This is a genomic window from Pseudomonas sp. R15(2017), assembly GCF_002112685.1.
GTDB classification, from domain to species: Bacteria; Pseudomonadota; Gammaproteobacteria; order Pseudomonadales; family Pseudomonadaceae; genus Aquipseudomonas; species Aquipseudomonas glycinae.
The window spans coordinates 204,834-226,313 of record NZ_NEII01000008.1; the positions used below are offsets into that span (position 1 = coordinate 204,834).

Consider the following 21,480-nt stretch of genomic DNA (forward strand, 5'->3'; position numbering starts at 1 on the left):
CGTTCCGTGTCCTGATCGTTCCCACGCTCTGCGTGGGAATGCCTCAAGGGACGCTCCGCGTTCCAGCTCTCGAATGGGACGCAGAGCGTCCCGGGCTGCATTCCCACGCAGAGCGTGGGAACGATCTCCGCCAGACTTTTTCCCAATCTGCACCCACCTCGGGCACCCCCGCCCGACACGCCCTTTCGCAGTGCGCACTACCCAGTTTTTTCATCGTTCGCGTCTAACTATTTCCTCGTTTTCCTGACGCCAAGCCTGGGTCAACATCGATTTCGCCAGCCAAGGCATTGCCCGCCAGAGTCCAGCAGAGACCGCAGCGTGCATCCGCGCCGACGAGGCTGGCCGTACTGCCCATGACAACTAAATCAACAGCGTTGGGAGTGCTCCATGAACAAGTCCTTGTTTACCCGTCTTGCAGGTCCTCTGGCGATTTCCGCCCTCACCGTCACCGCCGCCCAGGCCGGCACCTTGTCGATCGGCCACACCACGTGGGTCGGTTACGGCACCCTGTATCTGGCCCAGGATCTGGGCTACTTCAAGGAAAACGGTCTGACCGTCGAATTGCCGGTGGTCGAAGAAGCGTCGATGTACATGGCCGCCCAGGCGTCCGAGCAATTGTCCGGCTCGGCCTCGACCATCGATGAAGTGCTGAAGTACCGCCCGCAGTTCTGCTTCAAGGCCGTGGCCGCGCTGGATGACAGCCATGGCGGCGACGGTGTGCTGGTCGGCAAGAACGTGAAGAGCCTGCAAGAACTCAAGGGCCAGGCCGTGGCTGTCAACGAAGGGTCGACCTCGCAGTTCTGGCTCTCGTACCTGCTGAAAAAGAACGGCATGAGCATGAGCGACATCACCGTGCAGAACATGACCGCTGACGATGCTGCCACAGCGTTCATCGCCGGTCGTGTGCCGGCCGCCGTGACCTGGGAGCCGCATCTGTCGATGGTGCGCGACAAGCAGCAGGGCAAGGTGCTGATCGACAGCAGCAGTACGCCGGGGGTGATCGTCGATGTAGTGGCGCTCAATTGCACGGTGATCGAGAAGCAGCCGGAAGACGTCAAGGCGCTGGTCGCCGGTCTCTACAAAGCAGTGCAGTACACCAAGGACCATCCACAGCAAGCCTACGAAATCATGGCCAAGGGTGTCGGCGGTTACCTGTCCGATCCGAAGGAACTGGCCGCCGCCGCGCAAGGCGTGCGCTTCTACGATCAGGCCATGAGCGAAAAACTCCTTGGCTCGCCGGGCAAGCCGGGTGACAGCGCACCGCTGATCAAACTGGCCAACGAAACCGCCAGCGAATTGCAGGGCAAGCCCTACAACGTCAGCAATGACGATCTGGTGGATAACCGTTTCGTCAGCCCGCTCTAGGAGACTGGTCATGTTCAAGCGCAATTCATGGCTGAGCCGCTGCATCACGCCGAAGACCGGGTTGCCGGTGCCGGTGGTGTGGAGCGCCAGCGGTCTGGCCTGGGTGTTGCTGGTCGGCCTGTGGGCCGGGTTGTCCTACGGCGGCATCGTGCCGGGGATGTTCCTGCCCACACCCGGCGCGGTGGTCGAAGCCGCCGTGCGCCTGAGCCGCGACGGGACCCTAGGCCAGCATGTCTGGGCCAGTGTCGAAGTGGTGATGGTCGGTTTCATTGTGTCGTCGCTGGTGGCGGTGCCGCTGGGTTTGTTGATGGGCAGCTTTCGCATCGTCCAGGCGTTCCTCGAACCGCTGGTCAATTTCATCCGCTACCTGCCGGTGACCTCGTTCGTGCCGCTGTTCATCCTGTGGATCGGTATCGGTCTGGAGCAGCGGGTGTCGGTGATCATTTTCGGCGTGTTCTTCCAGCAACTGGTGATGATCGCGGATGTGTCCAAAGGCATCTCCAAGGACTTGATCAACGCCTCCTACACCCTCGGCTCCAACCGGCGTGACGCAGTGCTGCATGTGATCGCCCCGGCATCGTTGCCCGGTGTGCTCGACACCTTGCGGGTGACCATGGGCTGGGCCTGGACCTATCTGGTGGTCGCCGAACTGGTCGCCGCTTCCAGTGGCCTCGGCTACTTGAGCCTCAAGGCCATGCGCGGCTTTCAGGTCGATGTGATTTTTCTCGCCATCGCGATCATCGGCCTGCTCGGCCTGGTCACCGATCAACTGTTCCGCTTCTTGCGTTTGAGGATTGCCGCATGGGCTCAGTAACCGCTGCCAACCGTCGTTTCATCGAGCCGGTCGCTGCACCGGCACTCGCTGCGCCAAGGTTGCAGGTGGACAAGGTCAGCCTGCGCTACACCAAACCCGGTGGCGGTACATTCACTGCGCTGGAAGAGGTGTCGTTCGAGGTGCCGGATCAGCAGTTCGCGGTGCTGGTCGGGCCGTCGGGCTGCGGCAAGTCGAGCTTGCTGTACCTCACCGCCGGCCTGGCCGAGCCGACTTCCGGCGAAATCTACGTCGGCGGCCAGCAAGTTCAGGGTCCCGGCGCGGATCGCGGGATGGTGTTCCAGAGCTACACGTTGTTCCCGTGGCTGACGGTGCGGCAGAACGTCGAATTCGGCCTCAAGCGTCGGGGCATGCCGGCGGCGCGGCGCAAGGAAATTGTCGATCACTATGTCCACGAAGTCGGCTTGTCAGGATTTGCCGACAACTACGCCAAGCAACTGTCCGGCGGCATGATGCAGCGGGTGGCGATTGCCCGGGCATTGGCCAACGATCCGCAGATCCTGCTGATGGACGAACCCTTCGGCGCCCTCGACAGCCAGACCCGTCTGCAAATGCAGCAGCTGTTATTGCGGGTGTGGGGCAACAGCAAGAAAACCGTGCTGTTCGTCACCCACGACATCGACGAAGCGATCCTGCTCGGCGACCGGGTGTACGTGATGGGCGCCAGGCCTGGGCGGATCAAGCAGATTCTGGATGTGCCGATCGAGCGCCCACGCACGCTGGACATGGTGATGGAGCGCTCGTTCATCGACATGAAGCGGCAGATCTTCGGGCTGTTGCACGACGATCTCGAAGAGGCTCATTGAGGTCAGTTGGGTGGCAGGAGGAACCGCGCAATGACCGGCAAATGATCGGAAATGCGCAAGGTGTCGTCCTGCCGCACCGTGGCTTCGACCCGTTTGATCTTCGGACTGTAGAACAGGTAATCGACCGTGCGGTCCGGGCCGTTGAGGCCGGGGTCGTTGGGGTAATGGGTCAGCCACTTGGCGCGGTCGATGCCGCTGGCTTCGTTGTTGGTCGGGATCATCGGGTATTTGTCCCACAGCACATGCAGCGCACTGTCGGCGGAGTACGGCGTGCGCTGCTCGGTGGGCAGGCGCCGGTACTGGCCGAGCGGTAACAGATTGAAGTCCCCCCCGATCAGCCACGGCGTGCCGTGGCTTTCGTGTTTGTCGAGAACCTTGGCCACCGCTGTCACCTGCGCTTGCAAGGTGTCGTCCGGTTGGGTGGCGCGATCCAGATGGGTGTTGAACACCACCAGTTGCCCGCCATCGCTAAGCGGCAGGGTGGTGGCGAGCAGGGCATCTTTCGGCTGGAACTGACGGCTGATGAGGTTCGCCGGCTGCACCGGCAATTGCAGGCGTTCGGCGTGTTCGATGCGGTAGCGGCTGAGGGTGGCGAGTTGCCGGCCGACGCTGCCGAAGATGTGCGGATCCGGGACGAAATCGGCCTTCCAGTCGAAGGCGTGGGCGCTGCACGGGTAGAGGTCGGTCAGGCGTTCCTGCAACAGCTTGAGCTGATTCTGATAGTCGCTGGCCTTGGCGCCGTCATCCAGCTCCTGCAACAGCACCACGTCGGGCTGCTCGTCGCGGATCACCCGCGCCACTTCATCAAGGCTGAACGCCATGTCTTCCGCGGTCGGGGCTTCGTCGTCGCCTTGCGCCAGATCATTCCAGAACACGTAGCGCTTGCCGGCCAGGTATTGCACGTTCCAGGTCATGACTTTCAGAGCCTGGCCGGGGACCAGCATCGGCGGTTGCCCGGTGCAACTGACCGGCAGGGTTTCCCGGGCGTCGGGGCGCCAGGTCAGGCTGTAGATCAGCGTGCCGATCAGGGCCAGGGCGAGCAGTACGGGCAACAGGATGTAGCGCAGTAGACGGGTCATGGCTCGGCTTATAGCGATACGGAAGTGGTCCCGAGCATACCCGAGACCCATCCATCAGCCCAAGCTCGGTGCAGTCAGACTATTCCGTCACGTTTGTCGGGCAATTCGCTGATCAGCATGAACAGGCGGAACAGCACCACGCTGGTGAACAGTTGCAGGAAGCTGTGGCCGCTGTCGATCAGCACCGCGATCAACGGATTCTGTGGATCCGGATAAACCTGCAGGGTCAGGCCCTTGAGCAGCCACAACGGCCCCATCACACACAGGATGCATACCAGAATCCGCAGAAAATGCCCACGGCTCAGGCGCAGGCTTTCCTTCATCGCCTGCAACGGGCCGTAACCGCGCAGCACCAACAGGTATTCACCGAAGGCCAGAGTGACCATCAGCCACAGCCCCGGCAGAAAATACAGCGACAGCCCGAGCAGGATCAGCAAGGTGTTCAGCGCAGTGAGCACCGCGAAGCGCGGCCACAGGCGAGCGGCCATTGCCAGCAGGTCGAGGGTTTGCGGGGATTCGCCACGGGTGCGGGCATCGAGAAACAGAATCAGCGCGGCGGTGTACAGCGGATACACCAGCAGGCCGACGATCACGCTGATGGCCGAGTAACCGTCCGGGTCGCTGGCATGGTCGACCACCTGTTGCAGCGCGGCTTCGAAAATCACCAGCGGCAGACACAACTGGACGATCCGGCCCAGATTGCGTTTGAAGAAATACAGGGAGTCGCGCAGCACATCGAAGGCATTCATCAGTCGGTATCGCAGGTCAAAAACAGTGGCCCACTTTAACCGATGATCCGTTTCGCTGCGCAAACGTAAACGTTCGGTAAAGGTCATTGAAACATTCTGTTGCTGCCTCCATTACAGAGGTGCGCCTCATCCGACGTGGAGGAGGGCAACGTTATCCCCGGCAATCTACGAGGTCGCCATGAACAGCGAAGAACAAACCCTGATCGATGGACTGTTTTCCCGGCTGCAACAGGCCGAAACGGAGGCAGCCCCGCGCGACGCCCAGGCCGAGGCGCGGATCAAGGAACACCTGACGCGCCAGCCGGCCGCAGGTTATTTCATGACCCAGGCGATTCTGGTGCAGGAGGCTGCCCTCAAGAGCCTCGACGAACAGAACAAACAACTGACTCAACAGGTCAAGCAATTGCAGGCCGAACTGCAATCGGCCAAGGCGCAGAGCGCGCCGCCGGCCTCCAGCGGTGGTGGCTTCCTGTCGAGCATCTTCGGTGGCAGCAGCTCACGCCCGGCGCCGACCCAGAGCGCCCCGGCCTCCACTGGCGGCTGGCGTGAGCCGGCACCGCAGCAGAACTTCGGCGCGCCACCACCGGGTTATGGCCAGCAACAAGCGGCCCCGGCGGCGGGCAGCAGCTTCCTCGGCGGCGCCCTGAAAACGGCGGCCGGTGTGGCCGGTGGCGTGATGCTGGCGCAAGGCATCAGTAGCCTGTTCCATCACAACCAGCAGCCGGAAGAAATCGTCGAAGTCATCAAGGAAGAGCCGGCTCAGGTCAACGACCAGAGCAACAACGGCTGGGGCGATGACCAGCGCATGGCCAACAACGACTCCTACGGTAATGACCAGGGCGGCTTTACCGACACTGACTACAGCGAAGACAACTCATCGTTCTTCGATGACGACGATTCCTTCGTCTGATTCACCATTCGTCCGGGGCGCCTGAGCGCCCCGGGCCGATTATTCGCGGAACCTTCCTTCGGGCTGGCATACTGAGCGCCTTTTTCGGGCCTGGTGCCTGATCCGGCTCATGCGCGTCAGCGCTCACAGGAACTCCGGTGAAAAAAATCGCAGTGTTCGCCGATGTGCAGAACCTCTACTACACCGTGCGTCAGGCCTATGGTTGCCACTTCAACTACGCGGCGTTGTGGGCGGATGTCAGCCAGCACGGGCAGATCGTCGAGGCCTACGCCTATGCGATCGACCGGGGCGACAGCAAACAGCAGCAGTTCCAGCAGATCCTGCGCAACCTCGGTTTCACCGTAAAACTCAAACCCTACATCCAGCGCAGCGATGGCTCGGCCAAGGGCGACTGGGACGTGGGCATCACCCTCGACATCATGGACGCCGCCGACCATGTCGACGAAATCGTCCTGGCCTCCGGTGACGGCGATTTCGACATGCTGCTCGAACGCATCATCAACAAACACGGCGTGCAAGCGGTGGCCTACGGCGTTCCCGGCCTGACGGCCAACTCGCTGATCCGCGCCGCCAGCCGTTATGTGCCGATCGAAGGCGCACTGCTGTTGAAAAACTGAGCGTTGCTCAAGAATTGATTTGAACGGAGTTGAACCCGGTTTGGAACGCATTGCAGTCATCGACTTTGAAACCACCGGCATCTCGCCGAGCAGCAGTTGCCGGGCCACGGAAATCGCCGTGGTCATGCTGGAAAACGGCCGCATCGTCGAGCGTTACCAGAGCCTGATGAACGCCGGCGTCCGCGTCCCGGCCTTCATCGAACAACTCACCGGCATCAGCAACGCCATGCTGCGCACCGCGCCGTCGGCCGAGCAAGTGATGAACGAAGTCAACGAATTCGTCGGCTGCACGCCCCTGCTGGCGCACAACGCCGCCTTCGACCAGAAGTTCTGGGACTTCGAACTGGGCCGGATCAAACGCACCCGTTTGCAGAACTTTGCCTGCTCGCTGCTGCTGGCTCGGCGCTTGATGCCCGCGGCGCCGAACCACAAGCTCGGTACGCTCACCACGTTTGCCCAGTTGCCGCATACCGGCCAGGCGCACCGGGCGATGGCGGATGCGGAGATGGCGGCGAACCTGATGGCGCATTTGGCAGATGAGTTGCGGCACAAGCACGGCGTGCGCGAGCTGTCGCACGACTTGCTGTGCAAATTGCAGAAAGTCCCGGCTGCCAAGGTCGGCGAGCACCTGCAGCGCTATCGCTGATTTTCAGGCAAACACATTTCGCTGTTGATCGTTCCCGCGTCGAGGCGTCGAACCGTCCGCGTGGGAATGCAGCCCGGGACGCTCCGCGTCCCTTCCAAAGCCGAACGCGGAGCGTCCGTTGAGGCATTCCCACGCAGAGCGTGGGAACGAGCGGGACGGGAAGGTTACTTTCCGTTCCCTTCGATATGCCCCAACGGCACCCGCTTCTCTATCGCACTCGACAACACGATCGACGTCTTGCTGAACCCGAATTTCGCCACCCGGTTGATCAGCTCTTCCAGCTCGGTCATCGAGCCCACAGCCGCCTGCATTATCACGCACGGGTCGCCGGTGACGCGGTGGCATTCGGTGAGTTGCGGAATTCTGATCAGTTCGTCGTACACCTTCGGGTTGCCGTGCTGGTTCAGGCGCAGTTCGATGACGCACTGGATCGGCAGGCCGAGCTTGGCCATGTCGACTTTGGCCGAGTAGCCGGTGATGACGCCGCTGGCCTCGAGTTTGGCCACGCGCTCGGCGACGGCGGGGGCGGAGAGGTTCACTTTGCGGGCGAGGTCGGCGTAGGACGCGCGACCGTTTTCGAGCAGGGCGCTGAGCAGCATGCGGTCGTATTTGTCCAAGGTCTAACTCCTGAAAATGCCAGACTTTCGAAATCGTGGTTTTGGCCGTCGATCTCCGTGTTTTCAAAAGTGTACCGGCGCTATAAACAGGTTTTGTAACTTATTTTTAGCGGTTGGCCTTTCTAGAATAACCCATCCCCTGAGTCTGACTTTCGAGCTGCCCATGTCTGCCTTGCGCCGTTTTTCCTTGCCCTTGATCGCCGCGTTTTTTGCGTTGTACGTGATTTGGGGATCGACCTATCTGGTGATCCGCATCGGCGTCGAATACTGGCCGCCGCTGATGCTCGGCGGTGTGCGCTTCGTGATTGCCGGCACGCTGATGTACGCGTTCCTGCGCTGGCGCGGGGCACCGGCGCCGACCTGGGCGCAGTGGAAAGCGGCGGGGATCATCGGGATTTTGTTGCTGAGCTTCGGCAACGGCGCGGTGACGCTGGCCGAGCACAGCGGCGTGGCGTCGGGTGTTGCTGCGCTGGCGGTGGCGACCGTGCCGCTGTTCACTTTGCTCTGCGGTTATCTCTGGGGGGCGCGCAACACCCGCCTGGAGTGGGCCGGGGTGGTGATGGGGATTATCGGTATCGCGATGCTCAACATGGGCTCCAACCTGCAATCGAGTCCGCTGGGCGCGGCGTTGCTGATTTTCGCGGCGGCGAGCTGGGCGTTCGGTTCGGTGTGGAGCAAACATCTGCCGTTGCCTCAGGGCGCGATGGCCAGTGCCGTGGAGATGTTGGTCGGTGGCGTGGTGCTGTTGATCGGCAGCGCGGCGAGCGGTGAACACCTGCAGGCCATGCCGCCGCTGGAAGGCTGGCTGGCGCTGGTGTATCTGATCTTCTTCGGCTCGATCATCGCCTTCAACGCTTACATGTATCTGTTGAAAAACGTTCGTCCGGCGGCAGCCACCAGTTATGCCTACGTCAACCCGGCGGTGGCGGTGTTGCTGGGGATCGTGTTTGTCGGCGAGACCATCGGCATCGAAGAAGCGCTGGCAATGCTGGTGATCATTGGCGCGGTGGTGCTGATCAGTCTGCCGCAGTGGCGGCGTCCGGCGCGGCCGTCGGTGGTTAGCGAGTCGGCTGCCGCAGCGAAGGTCATAGCGACGGAGCAGCGTGCGAATTAGGGTAAACTGCGCGCCATCGCACACGTGCACTGATTTTTTCCTACGGTACTCCCATGACTTTCGCCACCCTTGGCCTGATCGAACCCTTGCTGCGCTCCCTCGAGAAGCTCGGCTACCAGACCCCGACGCCGGTGCAGGCGCAGGCCATTCCGGCCGTGCTGGCCGGTCGCGACCTGATGGCCGCGGCCCAGACCGGCACCGGCAAGACCGCCGGTTTCGCCTTGCCGCTGCTGCAACTGCTGGCGATGGAAGGGCCGAAAGTCACCGCCAACTCGGTGCGCGCGCTGATTCTGGTGCCGACCCGCGAGCTGGCCGAGCAAGTCCACGAAGCCGTGCGCCAGTACGCTGAGAACCTGCCATTGCGCACTTACGCGGTGTACGGCGGTGTCAGCATCAACCCGCAGATGATGAAGCTGCGCGGCGGCGTCGATCTGCTGGTCGCGACCCCGGGCCGTCTGCTCGACCTGTTCCGCCAGAACGCGCTGAAGTTCAACCAGCTGCAAACCCTGGTGCTGGACGAAGCCGACCGCATGCTCGACCTGGGCTTTTCCGAGGAGCTGGCGAACATTTACCGCGCGCTGCCGAAGAAACGTCAGACGCTGCTGTTCTCCGCGACCTTCTCCGATGACATCCGCCTGCTGGCCGGGCAGATGCTCAACGACCCCCAGAGCATCGAAGTCAGCCCGCGCAACGTTGCGGCCAACACCGTCAAGCAGTGGGTGGTGACGGTAGACAAGAAGCGCAAGCCGGAACTGTTCGTGCACCTGCTGCGCAAGAACAAGTGGAAGCAAGTGCTGGTGTTTGCCAAGACCCGTAATGGTGTGGACGCGTTGGTCGAGAAACTTCAGGGCCTGGGCGTGAACGCCGACGGCATCCACGGCGACAAGCCGCAAGCGACCCGGCAGCGGGCGCTGGACCGTTTCAAACTGAGCGAAGTGCAGATTCTGGTGGCCACCGACGTGGCGGCCCGTGGTCTGGATATCGAAGACCTGCCATTGGTGGTCAACTTTGATCTGCCGATCGTTGCCGAGGATTACATTCACCGTATCGGCCGCACTGGCCGCGCGGGTTCGACCGGTGAGGCGATCTCGCTGGTGTGCGCTGATGAAGTGAACATGTTGTCGGCGATTGAAATGCTCACCCGCAGCACGTTGAAGCGCGAGATCGAACCGGACTTCGTGCCGGAACACCGCGTGCCGGACACCGATGCCAGTGGTCAGGTGATCAAGAAACCGAAGAAACCGAAAAAGCCCAAGGCTTCCGGTGGCGGCGGTGGCAAGCGCAATCTGGGCAAGTGGGTGGACAGCGGCGAGACTCAGGCGCCGGAGCCTTCGATCAAGCCTGTGCGCAAGGTGCCGGTGTTCAATACCGGGCCGCGTAAGCGTAAGCCATAAGGGCTGCGGCGAGTTTCAAGCTGCAAGCTACGAGTCAAGGGCGGTTTGTCGTTAGCTTTTGGCTTGTAGCTTGCCGCTGTTGTTGAGCCACTTCAGCATTCCAGCTCCGGCCGCCCGGCCGCTGGCAAAACACGCCGTCAGTAGGTAACCGCCAGTCGGCGCTTCCCAATCCAGCATTTCCCCCGCACAAAACACCCCCGGCAACGCCTTGAGCATCATCCGCTCATCCATCGCCTCGAACGTCACCCCGCCGGCACTGCTGATCGCCTCATCCAGCGGCCGGGTTTTCACCAGCGTCAGCGGCAAGGCCTTGATCGCCCGGGCCAGCAGCGCCGGATCGGCGAAGGTTGCGGCATCAGTGAGTTCCCGCAACAACGCCGCTTTCACCCCATCAATCCCCACCTGACTGTGCAGATGCTTGGCCATCGAGCGCGAACCCCGTGGTTTGCTCAATGCCGCCTGCAATTTATCCACAGGGCGGCCGGGCAGCAGGTCGATGTGAATGGTCGCGGCACCGTGCACATTGATCGCCTCACGAATCGGCGCCGACAGCGCGTAAATCAGACTGCCCTCGATCCCGGTCGCGGTAATCACGCATTCACCCAGACGCGGAACATCGTCGTTCAAACCGATGGCGATATTTTTCAGCGGCGCGCCGGCGAATTTGCTGACCATCACTTCGCTCCAGGCCTGCACCTCGAAGCCGCAATTGCTTGGCTGCAAGGGCGCCAATCCTACGCCGCGCTGCTCCAGCGGCAGCATCCATGCGCCGTCGGAACCCAGCCGCGACCAGCTGCCGCCGCCGAGGGCGAGCAAGGTGGCGTCGGGGTTGAGGGTTTTCTCGCCTTCCGGGCTGTCGATGCGCAGCGCGCCGTTTTCATCCCAGCCGAGCCAGCGGTGACGGGTGTGGATAACCACGCCGCTGTCGCGCAGGCGCTTGAGCCAGGCGCGCAGCAATGGCGCGGCTTTCATGTCGGTGGGGAACACCCGGCCAGAGCTGCCGACGAAGGTTTCGATGCCCAGATCGTGAATCCAGCGGCACAGTGCGTCGGCGTCGAACGCGCGCAGCAGCGGGGCGATGTTCGGGGCGCGTTCGGCGTAGCGCGAGAGGAAGGCCGGCCAGGCTTCGGAATGGGTGATGTTCATGCCGCCGACCCCGGCCAGCAGGAACTTGCGGCCCACCGAGGGCATGCCGTCATACAGATCGACGCGGACTCCGCCCTGGCTCAGCACTTCGGCGGCCATCAGGCCGGCGGGGCCACCGCCGATGATGGCGACGTGAGCGGGAAGGGCGGCGGAAGTCTGGGTCATGGCAGCGGCAATAGCGTGGCGGAATAAGCCGCGCATTCTAGCAGCAGCGGCCATCGTCAGGCCTGATCAAAAAAACAACCAGCGCGCTGCAGGCCATGTTCAGCATGGGCTGTAGTCCCTTTCGCTCAGGTTATCCACAGGCCGTTCCACAGCCATTGTGGGTAACGCAGCACAGCTCAATGACAACCCGATGACTGCCAGACGCGCTGCGCACTGTGATGCAGGATGCCGTGGCGGCGGGCGAGGGCGTGGCGATCTTTGCTGTAACCGCCGCCGATCACGCCGACCACCGGGATGTCGCGGCCCAGGCAGTGGCGCATCACGCTTTCATCGCGGGCGGCGACGCCTTCGTCAGTCAGTTGCAGATAACCGAGGGCGTCGTCCTTGTGCACATCGACGCCGGCGTCGTACAGCACCAGATCCGGCTGATACAGCGGCAGCAGATAGTTGAGCGCGTCGTCGACGACTTTCAGGTAATCGGCGTCGCCCATGCCGTTGGGCAGCGGAATGTCCCAGTCGCTTTCGGCCTTGCGTGCAGGAAAGTTCTTCTCGCAGTGCAGGGAAACAGTGATCGCTTCCGGGGTGTTGTGCAGAATTCGTGCAGTGCCGTCGCCCTGATGCACGTCGCAGTCGAAGATCAGTACCCGGTTCACCCGGCCGCTTTGCAGCAGGTAGTGGCTGATGATTGCGAGGTCATTGAAGATGCAGAACCCGGCGGGGTAATCGTAATGGGCGTGATGGGTGCCGCCGGCCAAGTGACAGGCCAAGCCATGTTCCAGGGCTTTCTCTGCCGCGAGAATCGAACCGCCGACCGCCCGCACCGTGCGTCGGGCCAGCGCTTCGTTCCACGGCAGACCGAGGCGCCGCTGGTCTTCGCGGGACAACTCGCCACTCATGTAGCGTTCGATATAACCGCGGTCATGGGCCAGGGCGAGAATGTCGGCGGGGCACAGTTCAGGGCGCAGCAGGTCTTCGTCGCGGGTCAGGCCGCTGTCCACCAGGTGATCGCGCAGCAGGCGGAACTTGTCCATGGGGAAGCGGTGATCCGCCGGAAATTCCGGGCTGTAGTCTTCGTGGTAGATCAGCGGCAACGGCATGGTGGACTATTCATAAAGGCTGCAGGAAAGAGTGCAAAGCCTAACAGCGATGTAGACTGACGGCATCAAGCGGAGGGGCGGGATGGAACCGATACTGGAGCTGGAAAGCGCAAGGCTGCTGATGCGCCAATGGCAGGACGAAGATTTGCCGGCGTTCGCGGCAATGTGTGCCGACCCGCAGGTGATGCGCTACTTCCCCGCGCCCTTGAGCCGGCTGGAAAGCGCCGCGTTGATCGGCCGGGTGCGCGGGCATTTTGCCGAGCACGGTTATGGCCTGTGGGCGCTGGAGCGCAAGGACAGTGGCGAGTTCATCGGTTTTACCGGGCTCGGCGTGGTCGGCTTCGATGCGCCGTTCACCCCGGCGGTGGAAATCGGCTGGCGGCTGGCCAAGGAACACTGGGGCCTGGGATATGCCAGCGAGGCGGCATGGACCGCGCTGCGCTGCGGTTTTGACCGGTTGGCCCTGAAGGAGATCGTGTCCTTCACCGCGCAGAGCAATCTGCCGTCGGAAAAAGTCATGCAGGCGATCGGCATGCATCACGATCCAGCCGACGATTTTGATCACCCGAAACTGGCTGTCGACCATCCGCTGCGTCGACATGTGTTGTACCGCATCACCCGGGAGCAATGGCTGCAGACCTTGCATGGCTAAGCCGACACGGACGTTTACAATGGCGCGATCAGTGGCTCGCGCCAGAATCTGAATTGGCCGTCGCAGCCAGGACTGCGCGGCATAGCGTTGTGTGAGGAGAGTCTGAATGAGCCAAGTGTTGGAAGATCTGGTGGATCTGCTGACCCTCGAACCGATCGAGGAAAACCTGTTCCGTGGTCGCAGTCAGGATCTGGGCTTTCGCCAGTTATTCGGCGGCCAGGTGCTCGGCCAGTCGCTGTCGGCGGCCAGTCAGACCGTTGAAGAAGCGCGTCATGTGCATTCGATGCACGGTTATTTTCTGCGTCCGGGCGATGCCAAGTTACCGGTGGTCTACTCGGTGGACCGCGTGCGTGACGGCGGCAGTTTCAGCACCCGCCGCGTGACGGCGATCCAGAAGGGCCACCCGATTTTCACCTGCAGCGCTTCGTTCCAGTACGACGAAGAAGGCTTCGAGCACCAGAGCCAGATGCCGCAAGTGGTCGGCCCCGAAAACCTGCCGTCGGAGCTGGAACTGACCCAGCAACGCGCGCACCTGATTCCGGAGCACATGCGCGAAAAGCTGTTGTGCCCGAAGCCGATCGAAGTGCGCCCTGTCACTGAAAAAGACCCGTATAACCCGCAACCGGCAGATCCGGTCAAGTACGTGTGGTTCCGTGCCGACGGCGCGTTGGCCGACATCCCGGCGCTGCACAAATACCTGCTGGCCTACGCCTCGGACTTCGGTCTGCTGACCACCTCGATGCTGCCGCATGGCAAATCGGTCTGGCAGAAAGACATGCAGGTCGCCAGCCTCGACCACGCGCTGTGGTTCCACAATGACTTGCGCGCCGATGACTGGTTGCTCTACGCCATGGACAGCCCGTGGGCCGGCAATTCCCGTGGCTTCTCCCGTGGCAGCGTGTTCAACCGCGCCGGGCAACTGGTGGCGTCGGTGACCCAGGAAGGCCTGATCCGTCATCGCAAGGACTGGGCATGAGTCTGGCGGATGTGCGGCACTGGGTGTTCGACATGGACGGCACCCTGACCGTCGCCGTGCACGACTTCGCGGCGATTCGCGTGGCGCTGGCGATCCCGCCGGAGGATGACATCCTCACCCACCTCGCGGCATTGCCCGCCGAGGAAGCAGCGGCGAAACATGCATGGCTGCTGGAACATGAGCGGGATCTGGCGCTCGGCTCGACCCCGGCGGTCGGCGCGGTGGAGCTGGTGCGCGACCTGCACGCTCGGGGTTATCGCCTCGGCATCCTGACCCGCAATGCGCGGGAGCTGGCCCATGTGACGCTGGAGGCCATAGGCCTGGCCGACTGCTTCGCGGTGGAGGATGTGCTGGGCCGCGATGAAGCACAGCCAAAACCGCATCCGGGGGGGCTGCTGAAACTGGCCGAGGCCTGGCAAGTGCCGGCGAGCGAGATGGTGATGGTCGGTGATTACCGCTTCGACCTCGATTGCGGTCGTGCCGCGGGTGCGCGCACGGTGCTGGTGAATCTGCCGGACAATCCGTGGCCGGAGTTGACCGACTGGCATGCGAAGGATTGTGTGGAGTTGCGGCAGATGTTGTTCGCCTGATTCATCGGTTGTCGGAGCGGGCCCCATCGCTGGCAAGCCAGCTCCCACAGGGATTTGTAGCGGATTCAGAATTTGCATTCACGCAAGTCATTGTGGGAGCTGGCTTGCCAGCGATGAGGCCAGATCAAACCACACCAGACTTATTGCTCGAACAGTGCTTTCTGGCCTTCCGGCGAGGTCAGCATGCCGTCGCCGTTATGCCCGACGCCGGGCACTTCGACCAGGCGCTGATTCACCCCTTCAGGGTGGCGACGCAGCAAGTAACCGAAAAACAGCTTGCCGCGTTCCAGTCGATAAGCCCCCTGGGCTTTGGCGGCGCAACTCTTGTCCAGCGCCGGATGTTGCGGGTCGGTGTCCTGCTGGCCCAGCAGATAAATTACCTCGCGTTTGACGTAACGGCCTTCAAGCTGCGCAGGCGTTTGCCCGCCCGCGTAAATCGGCGGGTCCACCAAACCGTACTTCCAGCGGTTGAAACCCGGACACTTGGCATGATCGAAGGCCACCGGGCGTTGCTCATTGAAGTAGGCGTACGACGACGGATTGGCGACTACATAACGCAAGCGAATGCCTTCGGTCTTGAGCGCCGGTTGTTCCTGGGCCAGCAGCGCATAACGCTGCACCACCTGCGCGCCGCCGGAGTGGCCGAAGATCACGATCTGCTTCACGTCCGGAAACTGCTTGCGATCGCTCAGCCGCCCGACGATTTCGTCCAGTGCGGCGTAGGAACTGAGCGGGTTCGGCCCTGTGGATAACCCGCCGCCCATCCAGTCGTTGCCTTGCCAGCGCAGCACGCTGGCGGGTAACGAGTAGAGCGCCACATCGCTTTCGTTGAGAAACTGCGGGGCGATCACCAGGGTGTTGGCGGTTTGCCCGGCCAGTTCCGCCGCGACTTCGCCGCTTTTGCGATAGGTCTCGGCGTTACGCAGACGGCCATGAATGACGATCAGCACGCGCTCGATTTTCGCCGGCGCCGGGCCGATGCCCACTGCCATTTCGCCGGCCTGCAATTGCAGGCGCCCGGGACTGATTGCGTCGACGCCGGCCGCTTGGGCGGTGCCGCCGATGAACAGTAAAGCCAACAGCCATTTATGCATTTACAGGTTTTTCGCCGCAAAGGTATCGCACTGGCCGACCTGGCCCTGGGCGAATCCGGTTTTGAACCAGCGCACCCTTTGCGCCGACGTACCGTGAGTAAACGAGTCCGGCACCACACGGCCCTGACCCTGTTGTTGCAGGCGATCATCACCGATGGCGTTCGCCGCGTTCAAGGCTTCTTCGATGTCGCCCGGTTCCAGCCAGTTCAGACGCTTCTGCGCGTTGTAGGCCCAGACCCCGGCCAGACAATCGGCTTGCAGTTCCTGACGCACCAGCAGACCGCCGTCACCTTCCATCTGCCGGCCTTGCTGGCGGGCTGTCTGAATTTTCGCCGAGACGCCGAGAAGCGTCTGCACATGGTGTCCGACTTCGTGAGCGATCACGTAGGCCTGAGCGAAGTCGCCGGCGGCCTTGAAGCGTTGGGCCATTTCCTGGAAGAACGCCATGTCGAGATAGACTTTCTGGTCCGCCGGGCAATAGAACGGGCCGGTGGCCGAGGTCGCCAGACCGCAGGCGGAATTGACCCGGTTGCTGAACAGCACCAGGGTCGGATCCTTATATTGCCGGCCGGCCTGCTGGAAGATCGCGCCCCAGGTGTCTTCGGTGTCGCCGAGGATCGAGCGCACGAATTCGGCCTGTTCATCGTTGGCCGGCGGTGCCTGACGGGTTTGCGAAGTAGGGGCCGATTGTTCGGTCATCTGCCCGGTGAGCTGGCCGAGGATCTGCAGCGGGTCCTGGCCGGTGATCCAGCCGATGCCGACGATCAGCAGGATCGCCCCGAGACTCAGCCCCTTGCCACCGCCGAAGCGCATGCCACCGCCACCACCCATGTCATCGCCACGGGCATCGACGACGTTGTCACTGCGTCGGCCTTTTTTCCATAGCATGTGGGAATCCTCTATCTGTAGGTGGTGATGAGTGTTGCTGGTGTGTGAGTGTGGCGCCAGTCCGGTCGTCCGTCTATTCGTACACACGCACAAAGGCCCGGCCTCGGGGTGACGAGGTCGGGCCTGCTATTGACGAGCGCGAGCGCCGGGAATTCAATTCGCCGGCGGATTTCTTTCGCCGGGTCAGGTATCAGCGGTCGAAGGCATCCCACACCGGCGCGAAGTCCGGGCTGACCTGACGTTCGCGCTTGGGCAGCGCGGCGATTAGCGCTCGGTCGTCATCATCCAGTTCGACCTTCAGCGAGGCCAGGTTGGCCAGTTGATTGGTCTTGCTGCTGGCCTTGGGAATCGCCGCGACGTTGTCCTGATCCAGCAGCCACTTCAGCGCCACCTGAGTCGGCAGTACACCGTGTTTTTCGGCGATCTGCTGAATCTGTGGAATCTCCGAGACCTTGTTGCGCGCCAGTGGCGTGTAGGCCGTCAGCGCCAGATCGTGTTGACGGGCGTAGTCGAGCAGGGCGTTTTGTCCGAGCAGGACGTGGTACTCGACCTGAATGGCTGACAGAGGGGTGCCGTATTCCTCGACGACTTTGCGCAGCAGCGGCAGCGGAAAATTCGCCACACCGATGTTGCGAGCCAGACCTTGCTCCTTGAACGACGCGAGGGTTTCAAGGGTGCGCGGCAGGTCCCAGTCGGTGCTCGGCCAATGGATCATGAACAGGTCGACGTACTCGCTGCGCAGGGCCTTGAGGCTGCGATCCAGCGAGTGACGCATGGCGTCCGGTTGCAGCTGGTCCCACCAGACCTTGGTGGTGACGTGGATCTGCTCGCGGGGTGTCGGCGTATTCGCCAAGGCTTGTCCGACTGCGTCTTCGTTGTTGTAGGCGGCTGCCGTGTCGATGTGTCGGTAACCGAGTTCCAGCGCTTGCTCCACGGCTCGGGTGCATTCGTCGCCGAGCATCGGCCAGGTGCCGAGGCCGAGTTTTGGCAGGTTCAGTCCTTGTCTGTTAACGATGTGCTGCATGGTCGATCTCCTGTTCGAAAGCCGTGACGCCCGCCATGTGCCGAGCTGCGATGTAACCGAAAGTCAGCGCCGGTCCGAGGTTGATCCCGCCCGCCGGATAATGCCCGCCCATGATGCTGGCCATGTCGCCGCCCGCCGCGTAGAGCCCGGGGATAGGCCGGTCTTCGGCGTCGAGCACTTGCGCATGCGGGTTGACCTTGAGCCCGGCGAAGGTGCCGAAACAGCCGGGCTGAACCTTCACCGCATAGAACGGGCCTTGTTCGATAGGCGCCACGCACGGATTGGGTTGTTGCGCCGGATCGCCCTGTTTGCGGTTGTACGGCGTCGAGCCGCGACCGAACAGCGGGTCTTCGCCGTGCCGGGCATGGTGGTTGTAATCATCGACGGTGGCGCGTAAACCCTTCGCGTCGATGCCGCATGCGCCGGCCAATTCCTCCAGGGTATCGCCGGTTTTCAGATAGCCGCTGCGGATAAAACCTGACACCGGCACCGGAAACGGCCGAGACATGCCGAGCCCGTAACGCCGCTGGAACGCGCGGGTGCAGATCAGCCAGGACGCGACCTCTTCGCCCTCGGGGGCGGCGGCGACCATGGCGCTGACGTAGTCGTAATAGCCGTTGGCTTCGTTGACGAAACGCTGGCCGTTGCGCAGCACGCCGATGATGCCCGGTTTGCCGCGTTCGATGATGTGCGGGAAATGGCCGATGCTGCCGTCGGAATGCGTCACTTGTGAGACCGGTGCCCAGGCGACTGGCGAGGCCACATCGGTGTTGACCCGGCCTCCGACGTTTTCACCCAGCCGCAGGCCATCGCCATTGACTGCCAGCGGAGGCAGCGCCCAATGTTCGTGACCGGTGGGCGTGCGCGGGAACAAGGCCTTGCGCCGCTCGATGTCGTTGGCAAATCCGCCAGCAGCGAGCACCACGGCTTTGCGGGCATGGACATTGAGCGGGCCTTTTGTGGTGTTCACGCGAGCGCCGGTGATGCGTGATTCATCGCGCAGCAGTTCGGTCACCGGTGCCGACTCCCACAGCAGTACGCCGAGGTCTTCGGCGGATTTCGCCAGCCGCGCCACCAGCGCCACGCCGTTGACCAGTTGCATCGCCCGGCCATGCAGCGCCAGATCCAGCAGGTGGCGAGTGAAACGCCGGGTCACGTGCCAGGCTGCCGACAACGAGCGAGTCAGATTGAGAAACGCCGACAAGTCCGCACCGGCCATGATCGGCATGCCCATGAACGATGTTTCGCGCATCGTTGTACGAAGACGCTTGAGCAGGCGCCCGAACTTTCGTCCGTCATAGGGAGCGGCAATCACCGAGCGTCCGCCGGTGCCGGCGCCCGGTGTTTCACCGTGGATGTCGGCGATGGCGTTGCCGTCGGCGAATTGCAGGGCGGTGTGTTGTTCGAAGAACGCCACCATGCGCGGGCCGGCCTCAAGGAAGGCGTCGATCATGGCCGGGTCGTAGTGCTCGCCGAGTTCGTGACGCAGATAGGTGCGCGGCAATTCCACGTCTTCGACGATCCCGGCACGCCGGGCCAGCGGGTTGCACGGCACCCACGCCCAGCCGCCGGACCACGCGGTGGCGCCGCCGAACACCGGATCCTTTTCCACCACTATGACCTTCAAGCCATGCCAGGCGGCGGTGACGGCGGCCGACAAACCGGCGGCGCCGGAGCCGACCACCAGAACGTCGCAGTCGATATCGGGAAGGGCAGGCATCCAAGGACTCCAGTGCTGAGATATTTTTAGAATTTGGTTCCAGAAAATACCCAGTGCAGGCGAAGCAGATCAACTGACTGACGCGCAAAGTGGGCGGTTATCGGACGCCGGGTTCCAGATTTCGCATTCCTCGGGATGTCTTCTAGAATCGGCGAAATTTCACCGAGAGCGCACCATGGCCGGCAGTCAAATCGAACGGGTTTTCAGCGTGCTGGAAAGCCTCACCAGTGATCCGCGCGGGCTGCCGATGCAGACCCTGGCCGAGCAACTGGACATTCCGAAGAGCGCGACGCACCGCTTGCTCGCCGAGCTGATTCGCCTGGGTTACGTGCGGCAGAATCCGGAGACATTGCGCTATCACCTGTCGACCAAACTGGTGGCGATGGGCTTTCAATACCTGTCGAGCAGCGGTGCCGACATCGTGCAGCCGGTGCTTGATCGTCTGGCCCAGGAAACCGGGGAGCTGGTGCGTCTGGGTGTGATCGACGGCGAGCGCCAGACCTGGATCGCCAAGGCCCAGGGCGCGCGCATCGGTCTGCGTTACGACCCGGACATGGGCCGAGACGCGCCGCTGTTCTACACCGCGTCGGGCCATGCGTGGCTGGCGTGCATGAGCGATGCCGAGGCGTTGTCGCTGGTCGAGCGCCAGGGCGCGGAGGTGCCGGCGGATATCGGGCCCAACGCGCCGCGCTCCAATATTGAACTGCTCGAACGCCTGCGCGTGGCCCGGGAACAGGGCTATGCCTGTGTAGAGGAAAGTTCGGCGGTAGGCACTTCGGCGATTGCCGCCGTGGTGAAACATCCCGCCGATGGCCGGGTGATCGGCGTGCTCAGCATCGCCGGCCCCAGCGCCCGGATGCCGGGGGCGCGATTGCATGAGCTGGCGCCGTTGCTACTGACGTTTACCGAGGAATTGTCGGCGGCCAGCCTGGCCTCGGAGTTGTTCGTTTAAACAAAGCTGTGCGCTGTTCGCCCACTTTTCAATCAGGTGGGTGGGATAATCTGGAACCGGGTTCTAAATTGTTGATGGAGTGAGTTTTCCCACAACAATCACAAGAGGATCGCACCTTGAACCCGCCCCTTCGAATCGGCATTGGCTACGCCACCTCACCGGAATTGGCCGAGGCGCGGCCATGAGCGAGCGAATTCTGTCCCTGGCCAGCCTGACCGTCCTCGAATTGTCGCCACCCGACATGATCGAGGTCGCGGCCCGTGCCGGTTACAACCATGTCGGCCTACGCCTGGAGCCGGCAACGGCCGAGGAATATCATTTTCCGCTGGTAGCCGATGGCGACTTGAGACGTCAGACACTGGCGCGTTTGCGTGATACTGGAATCGGCGTGCTCGACGTGGAAATCCTTCGATTGAAGCCGCAGACAGTGGTCGCTGATTTCGAGCGGCTGCTCAGCGTCGGCGCGGAGTTCGGTGCCAGTGAGTTGCTGGTCGCCGGAAACGATCCTGACGAGCAGCGGCTCACCGATCATTTCGCGGCACTGTGCGATCTGGCAGCGCCCTACGGTTTGCATCCGCATCTGGAATTCATGCCCTGGACTGATGCGCGCAATCTCAAGCAGGCATCGCGCATCGTCGACAACGCCGGGCGCGAAAACGGTGCGGTGCTGGTGGATGCGTTTCACTTTGACCGCTCCGGTTCGCGGCTGGAAGATCTGGCCGGTGTGCCGGCCTCGCGGCTGCGCTACGCACAGTTGTGCGATGTTGCCGGGCCGAGGCCGACGGACATGGCCGAGATCTTGCGTCAGGCTCGCAATGAGCGCCGGTTTCCCGGCGAGGGCGATTGTGACCTGATCGGGTTGTTGCACAGTCTTCCGGCTAACCTTCCCCTGAGTCTGGAAATTCCCACGGTCAAATTGCTGGAGCAGGGCGTGAGCGGATTGCAGCGGGCGCAAATGGCGATCGACCGGACACGGGAGTTGTTGGCCCGGCTTTAAGTCTGCTTCAAGGGGCGAGGGCGCCTGCGTCCTCGTCACCGTTTATTTTT

General features: G+C 62.6%; 22 protein-coding genes. 13 read left to right on the plus strand and 9 right to left on the minus strand.

From position 1 onward, the window contains the following. The first annotated feature begins 387 nt into the window (after positions 1–387). The 3 genes from CAF77_RS17850 to CAF77_RS17860 are packed head-to-tail and all read left to right on the plus strand — an operon-like array spanning position 388 to position 3,003. Complete coding sequence (locus CAF77_RS17850) at positions 388–1,365, plus strand: ABC transporter substrate-binding protein (RefSeq protein ID WP_085655022.1); 978 nt, start codon at positions 388–390, stop codon at positions 1,363–1,365. A gap of 10 nt (positions 1,366–1,375) precedes the next feature. Continuing rightward, entirely contained in the window at positions 1,376–2,179 is an 804-nt protein-coding gene (locus CAF77_RS17855) for an ABC transporter permease (protein WP_007958721.1), read from the plus strand. Then, positions 2,167–3,003, plus strand: coding sequence for an ABC transporter ATP-binding protein (locus CAF77_RS17860; RefSeq protein ID WP_085612572.1), 837 nt, complete (start codon positions 2,167–2,169; stop codon positions 3,001–3,003). The genes CAF77_RS17855 and CAF77_RS17860 overlap by 13 nt, the downstream gene beginning before the upstream one ends. A gap of 2 nt (positions 3,004–3,005) precedes the next feature. Here the strand turns inward: CAF77_RS17860 and CAF77_RS17865 are convergent, their stop codons facing one another. Both CAF77_RS17865 and CAF77_RS17870 read right to left on the minus strand, forming a co-directional pair. Beyond that, the gene (locus tag CAF77_RS17865; protein WP_085655024.1) at positions 3,006–4,082 is read right to left on the minus strand and encodes an endonuclease/exonuclease/phosphatase family protein; all 1,077 of its coding nucleotides are present in this window, start codon (positions 4,080–4,082) and stop codon (positions 3,006–3,008) included. 74 nt (positions 4,083–4,156) lie between these two features. Beyond that, positions 4,157–4,831, minus strand: coding sequence for a YciC family protein (locus CAF77_RS17870; RefSeq protein ID WP_085655092.1), 675 nt, complete (start codon positions 4,829–4,831; stop codon positions 4,157–4,159). A 178-nt stretch (positions 4,832–5,009) separates the two neighbouring features. Between CAF77_RS17870 and CAF77_RS17875 the strand changes: the two genes are divergently transcribed. The 3 genes from CAF77_RS17875 (at position 5,010) to CAF77_RS17885 (ending at position 7,004) form a co-directional block, all read left to right on the plus strand. Further along, the gene (locus tag CAF77_RS17875) at positions 5,010–5,741 is read left to right on the plus strand and encodes a DUF2076 domain-containing protein (RefSeq protein WP_085655026.1); all 732 of its coding nucleotides are present in this window, start codon (positions 5,010–5,012) and stop codon (positions 5,739–5,741) included. A gap of 137 nt (positions 5,742–5,878) precedes the next feature. Then, positions 5,879–6,358, plus strand: coding sequence for an NYN domain-containing protein (locus CAF77_RS17880; protein ID WP_007958730.1), 480 nt, complete (start codon positions 5,879–5,881; stop codon positions 6,356–6,358). Positions 6,359–6,398: 40 nt separating this feature from the next. Then, positions 6,399–7,004 carry a PolC-type DNA polymerase III gene (locus CAF77_RS17885; RefSeq protein ID WP_085655028.1) on the plus strand — a complete coding sequence of 202 codons (606 nt, stop codon included), beginning with the start codon at positions 6,399–6,401 and terminating at the stop codon, positions 7,002–7,004. Between the two features lie 164 nt (positions 7,005–7,168). Here the strand turns inward: CAF77_RS17885 and CAF77_RS17890 are convergent, their stop codons facing one another. Continuing rightward, the gene (locus tag CAF77_RS17890) at positions 7,169–7,621 is read right to left on the minus strand and encodes an Lrp/AsnC family transcriptional regulator (protein WP_039771800.1); all 453 of its coding nucleotides are present in this window, start codon (positions 7,619–7,621) and stop codon (positions 7,169–7,171) included. Positions 7,622–7,784: 163 nt separating this feature from the next. On the opposite strand from CAF77_RS17890, the gene yedA reads away from it, so the two are divergent. Both yedA and CAF77_RS17900 read left to right on the plus strand, forming a co-directional pair. Beyond that, positions 7,785–8,735 carry a drug/metabolite exporter YedA gene (gene yedA, locus CAF77_RS17895; protein WP_085655030.1) on the plus strand — a complete coding sequence of 317 codons (951 nt, stop codon included), beginning with the start codon at positions 7,785–7,787 and terminating at the stop codon, positions 8,733–8,735. A gap of 53 nt (positions 8,736–8,788) precedes the next feature. Next, positions 8,789–10,129 (plus strand): DEAD/DEAH box helicase, encoded by a 1,341-nt coding sequence (locus CAF77_RS17900; protein WP_085655032.1) that lies wholly within the window; start codon positions 8,789–8,791, stop codon positions 10,127–10,129. Between the two features lie 51 nt (positions 10,130–10,180). Here the strand turns inward: CAF77_RS17900 and CAF77_RS17905 are convergent, their stop codons facing one another. Continuing rightward, the gene (locus CAF77_RS17905; RefSeq protein ID WP_085655034.1) at positions 10,181–11,440 is read right to left on the minus strand and encodes a TIGR03862 family flavoprotein; all 1,260 of its coding nucleotides are present in this window, start codon (positions 11,438–11,440) and stop codon (positions 10,181–10,183) included. Between the two features lie 176 nt (positions 11,441–11,616). Then, positions 11,617–12,537: a histone deacetylase gene (locus CAF77_RS17910; protein WP_007958746.1), complete on the minus strand. Its 921-nt coding sequence runs from the start codon at positions 12,535–12,537 to the stop codon at positions 11,617–11,619. Positions 12,538–12,619: 82 nt separating this feature from the next. Here CAF77_RS17910 and CAF77_RS17915 point away from each other — a divergent pair, with 82 nt between their 5' ends. The 3 genes from CAF77_RS17915 to CAF77_RS17925 all read left to right on the plus strand — a co-directional run bounded on the left by CAF77_RS17915 (position 12,620) and on the right by CAF77_RS17925 (position 14,755). After that, entirely contained in the window at positions 12,620–13,189 is a 570-nt protein-coding gene (locus tag CAF77_RS17915; protein WP_064382143.1) for a GNAT family N-acetyltransferase, read from the plus strand. A 106-nt stretch (positions 13,190–13,295) separates the two neighbouring features. Next, entirely contained in the window at positions 13,296–14,165 is an 870-nt protein-coding gene (gene tesB / locus CAF77_RS17920; protein ID WP_007958750.1) for an acyl-CoA thioesterase II, read from the plus strand. Next, entirely contained in the window at positions 14,162–14,755 is a 594-nt protein-coding gene (locus tag CAF77_RS17925) for an HAD family hydrolase (RefSeq protein ID WP_085655036.1), read from the plus strand. The genes tesB and CAF77_RS17925 overlap by 4 nt, the downstream gene beginning before the upstream one ends. Before the next feature lie 140 nt (positions 14,756–14,895). Here the strand turns inward: CAF77_RS17925 and CAF77_RS17930 are convergent, their stop codons facing one another. The 4 genes from CAF77_RS17930 to CAF77_RS17945 all read right to left on the minus strand — a co-directional run bounded on the left by CAF77_RS17930 (position 14,896) and on the right by CAF77_RS17945 (position 19,481). Then, positions 14,896–15,849: an alpha/beta fold hydrolase gene (locus CAF77_RS17930; RefSeq protein WP_085655038.1), complete on the minus strand. Its 954-nt coding sequence runs from the start codon at positions 15,847–15,849 to the stop codon at positions 14,896–14,898. After that, positions 15,850–16,737 (minus strand): neutral zinc metallopeptidase, encoded by an 888-nt coding sequence (locus CAF77_RS17935; RefSeq protein WP_039771788.1) that lies wholly within the window; start codon positions 16,735–16,737, stop codon positions 15,850–15,852. 190 nt (positions 16,738–16,927) lie between these two features. Next, positions 16,928–17,761 carry an aldo/keto reductase gene (locus CAF77_RS17940; protein WP_064382138.1) on the minus strand — a complete coding sequence of 278 codons (834 nt, stop codon included), beginning with the start codon at positions 17,759–17,761 and terminating at the stop codon, positions 16,928–16,930. After that, the gene (locus CAF77_RS17945; RefSeq protein WP_085655039.1) at positions 17,745–19,481 is read right to left on the minus strand and encodes an FAD-dependent oxidoreductase; all 1,737 of its coding nucleotides are present in this window, start codon (positions 19,479–19,481) and stop codon (positions 17,745–17,747) included. Before CAF77_RS17945 ends, CAF77_RS17940 begins: the two co-directional genes overlap by 17 nt. Before the next feature lie 175 nt (positions 19,482–19,656). Here CAF77_RS17945 and CAF77_RS17950 point away from each other — a divergent pair, with 175 nt between their 5' ends. Further along, entirely contained in the window at positions 19,657–20,433 is a 777-nt protein-coding gene (locus CAF77_RS17950; protein WP_085655041.1) for an IclR family transcriptional regulator, read from the plus strand. 181 nt (positions 20,434–20,614) lie between these two features. Further along, complete coding sequence (locus CAF77_RS17955) at positions 20,615–21,430, plus strand: sugar phosphate isomerase/epimerase (protein ID WP_085655043.1); 816 nt, start codon at positions 20,615–20,617, stop codon at positions 21,428–21,430. Positions 21,431–21,480: the final 50 nt, after the last annotated feature.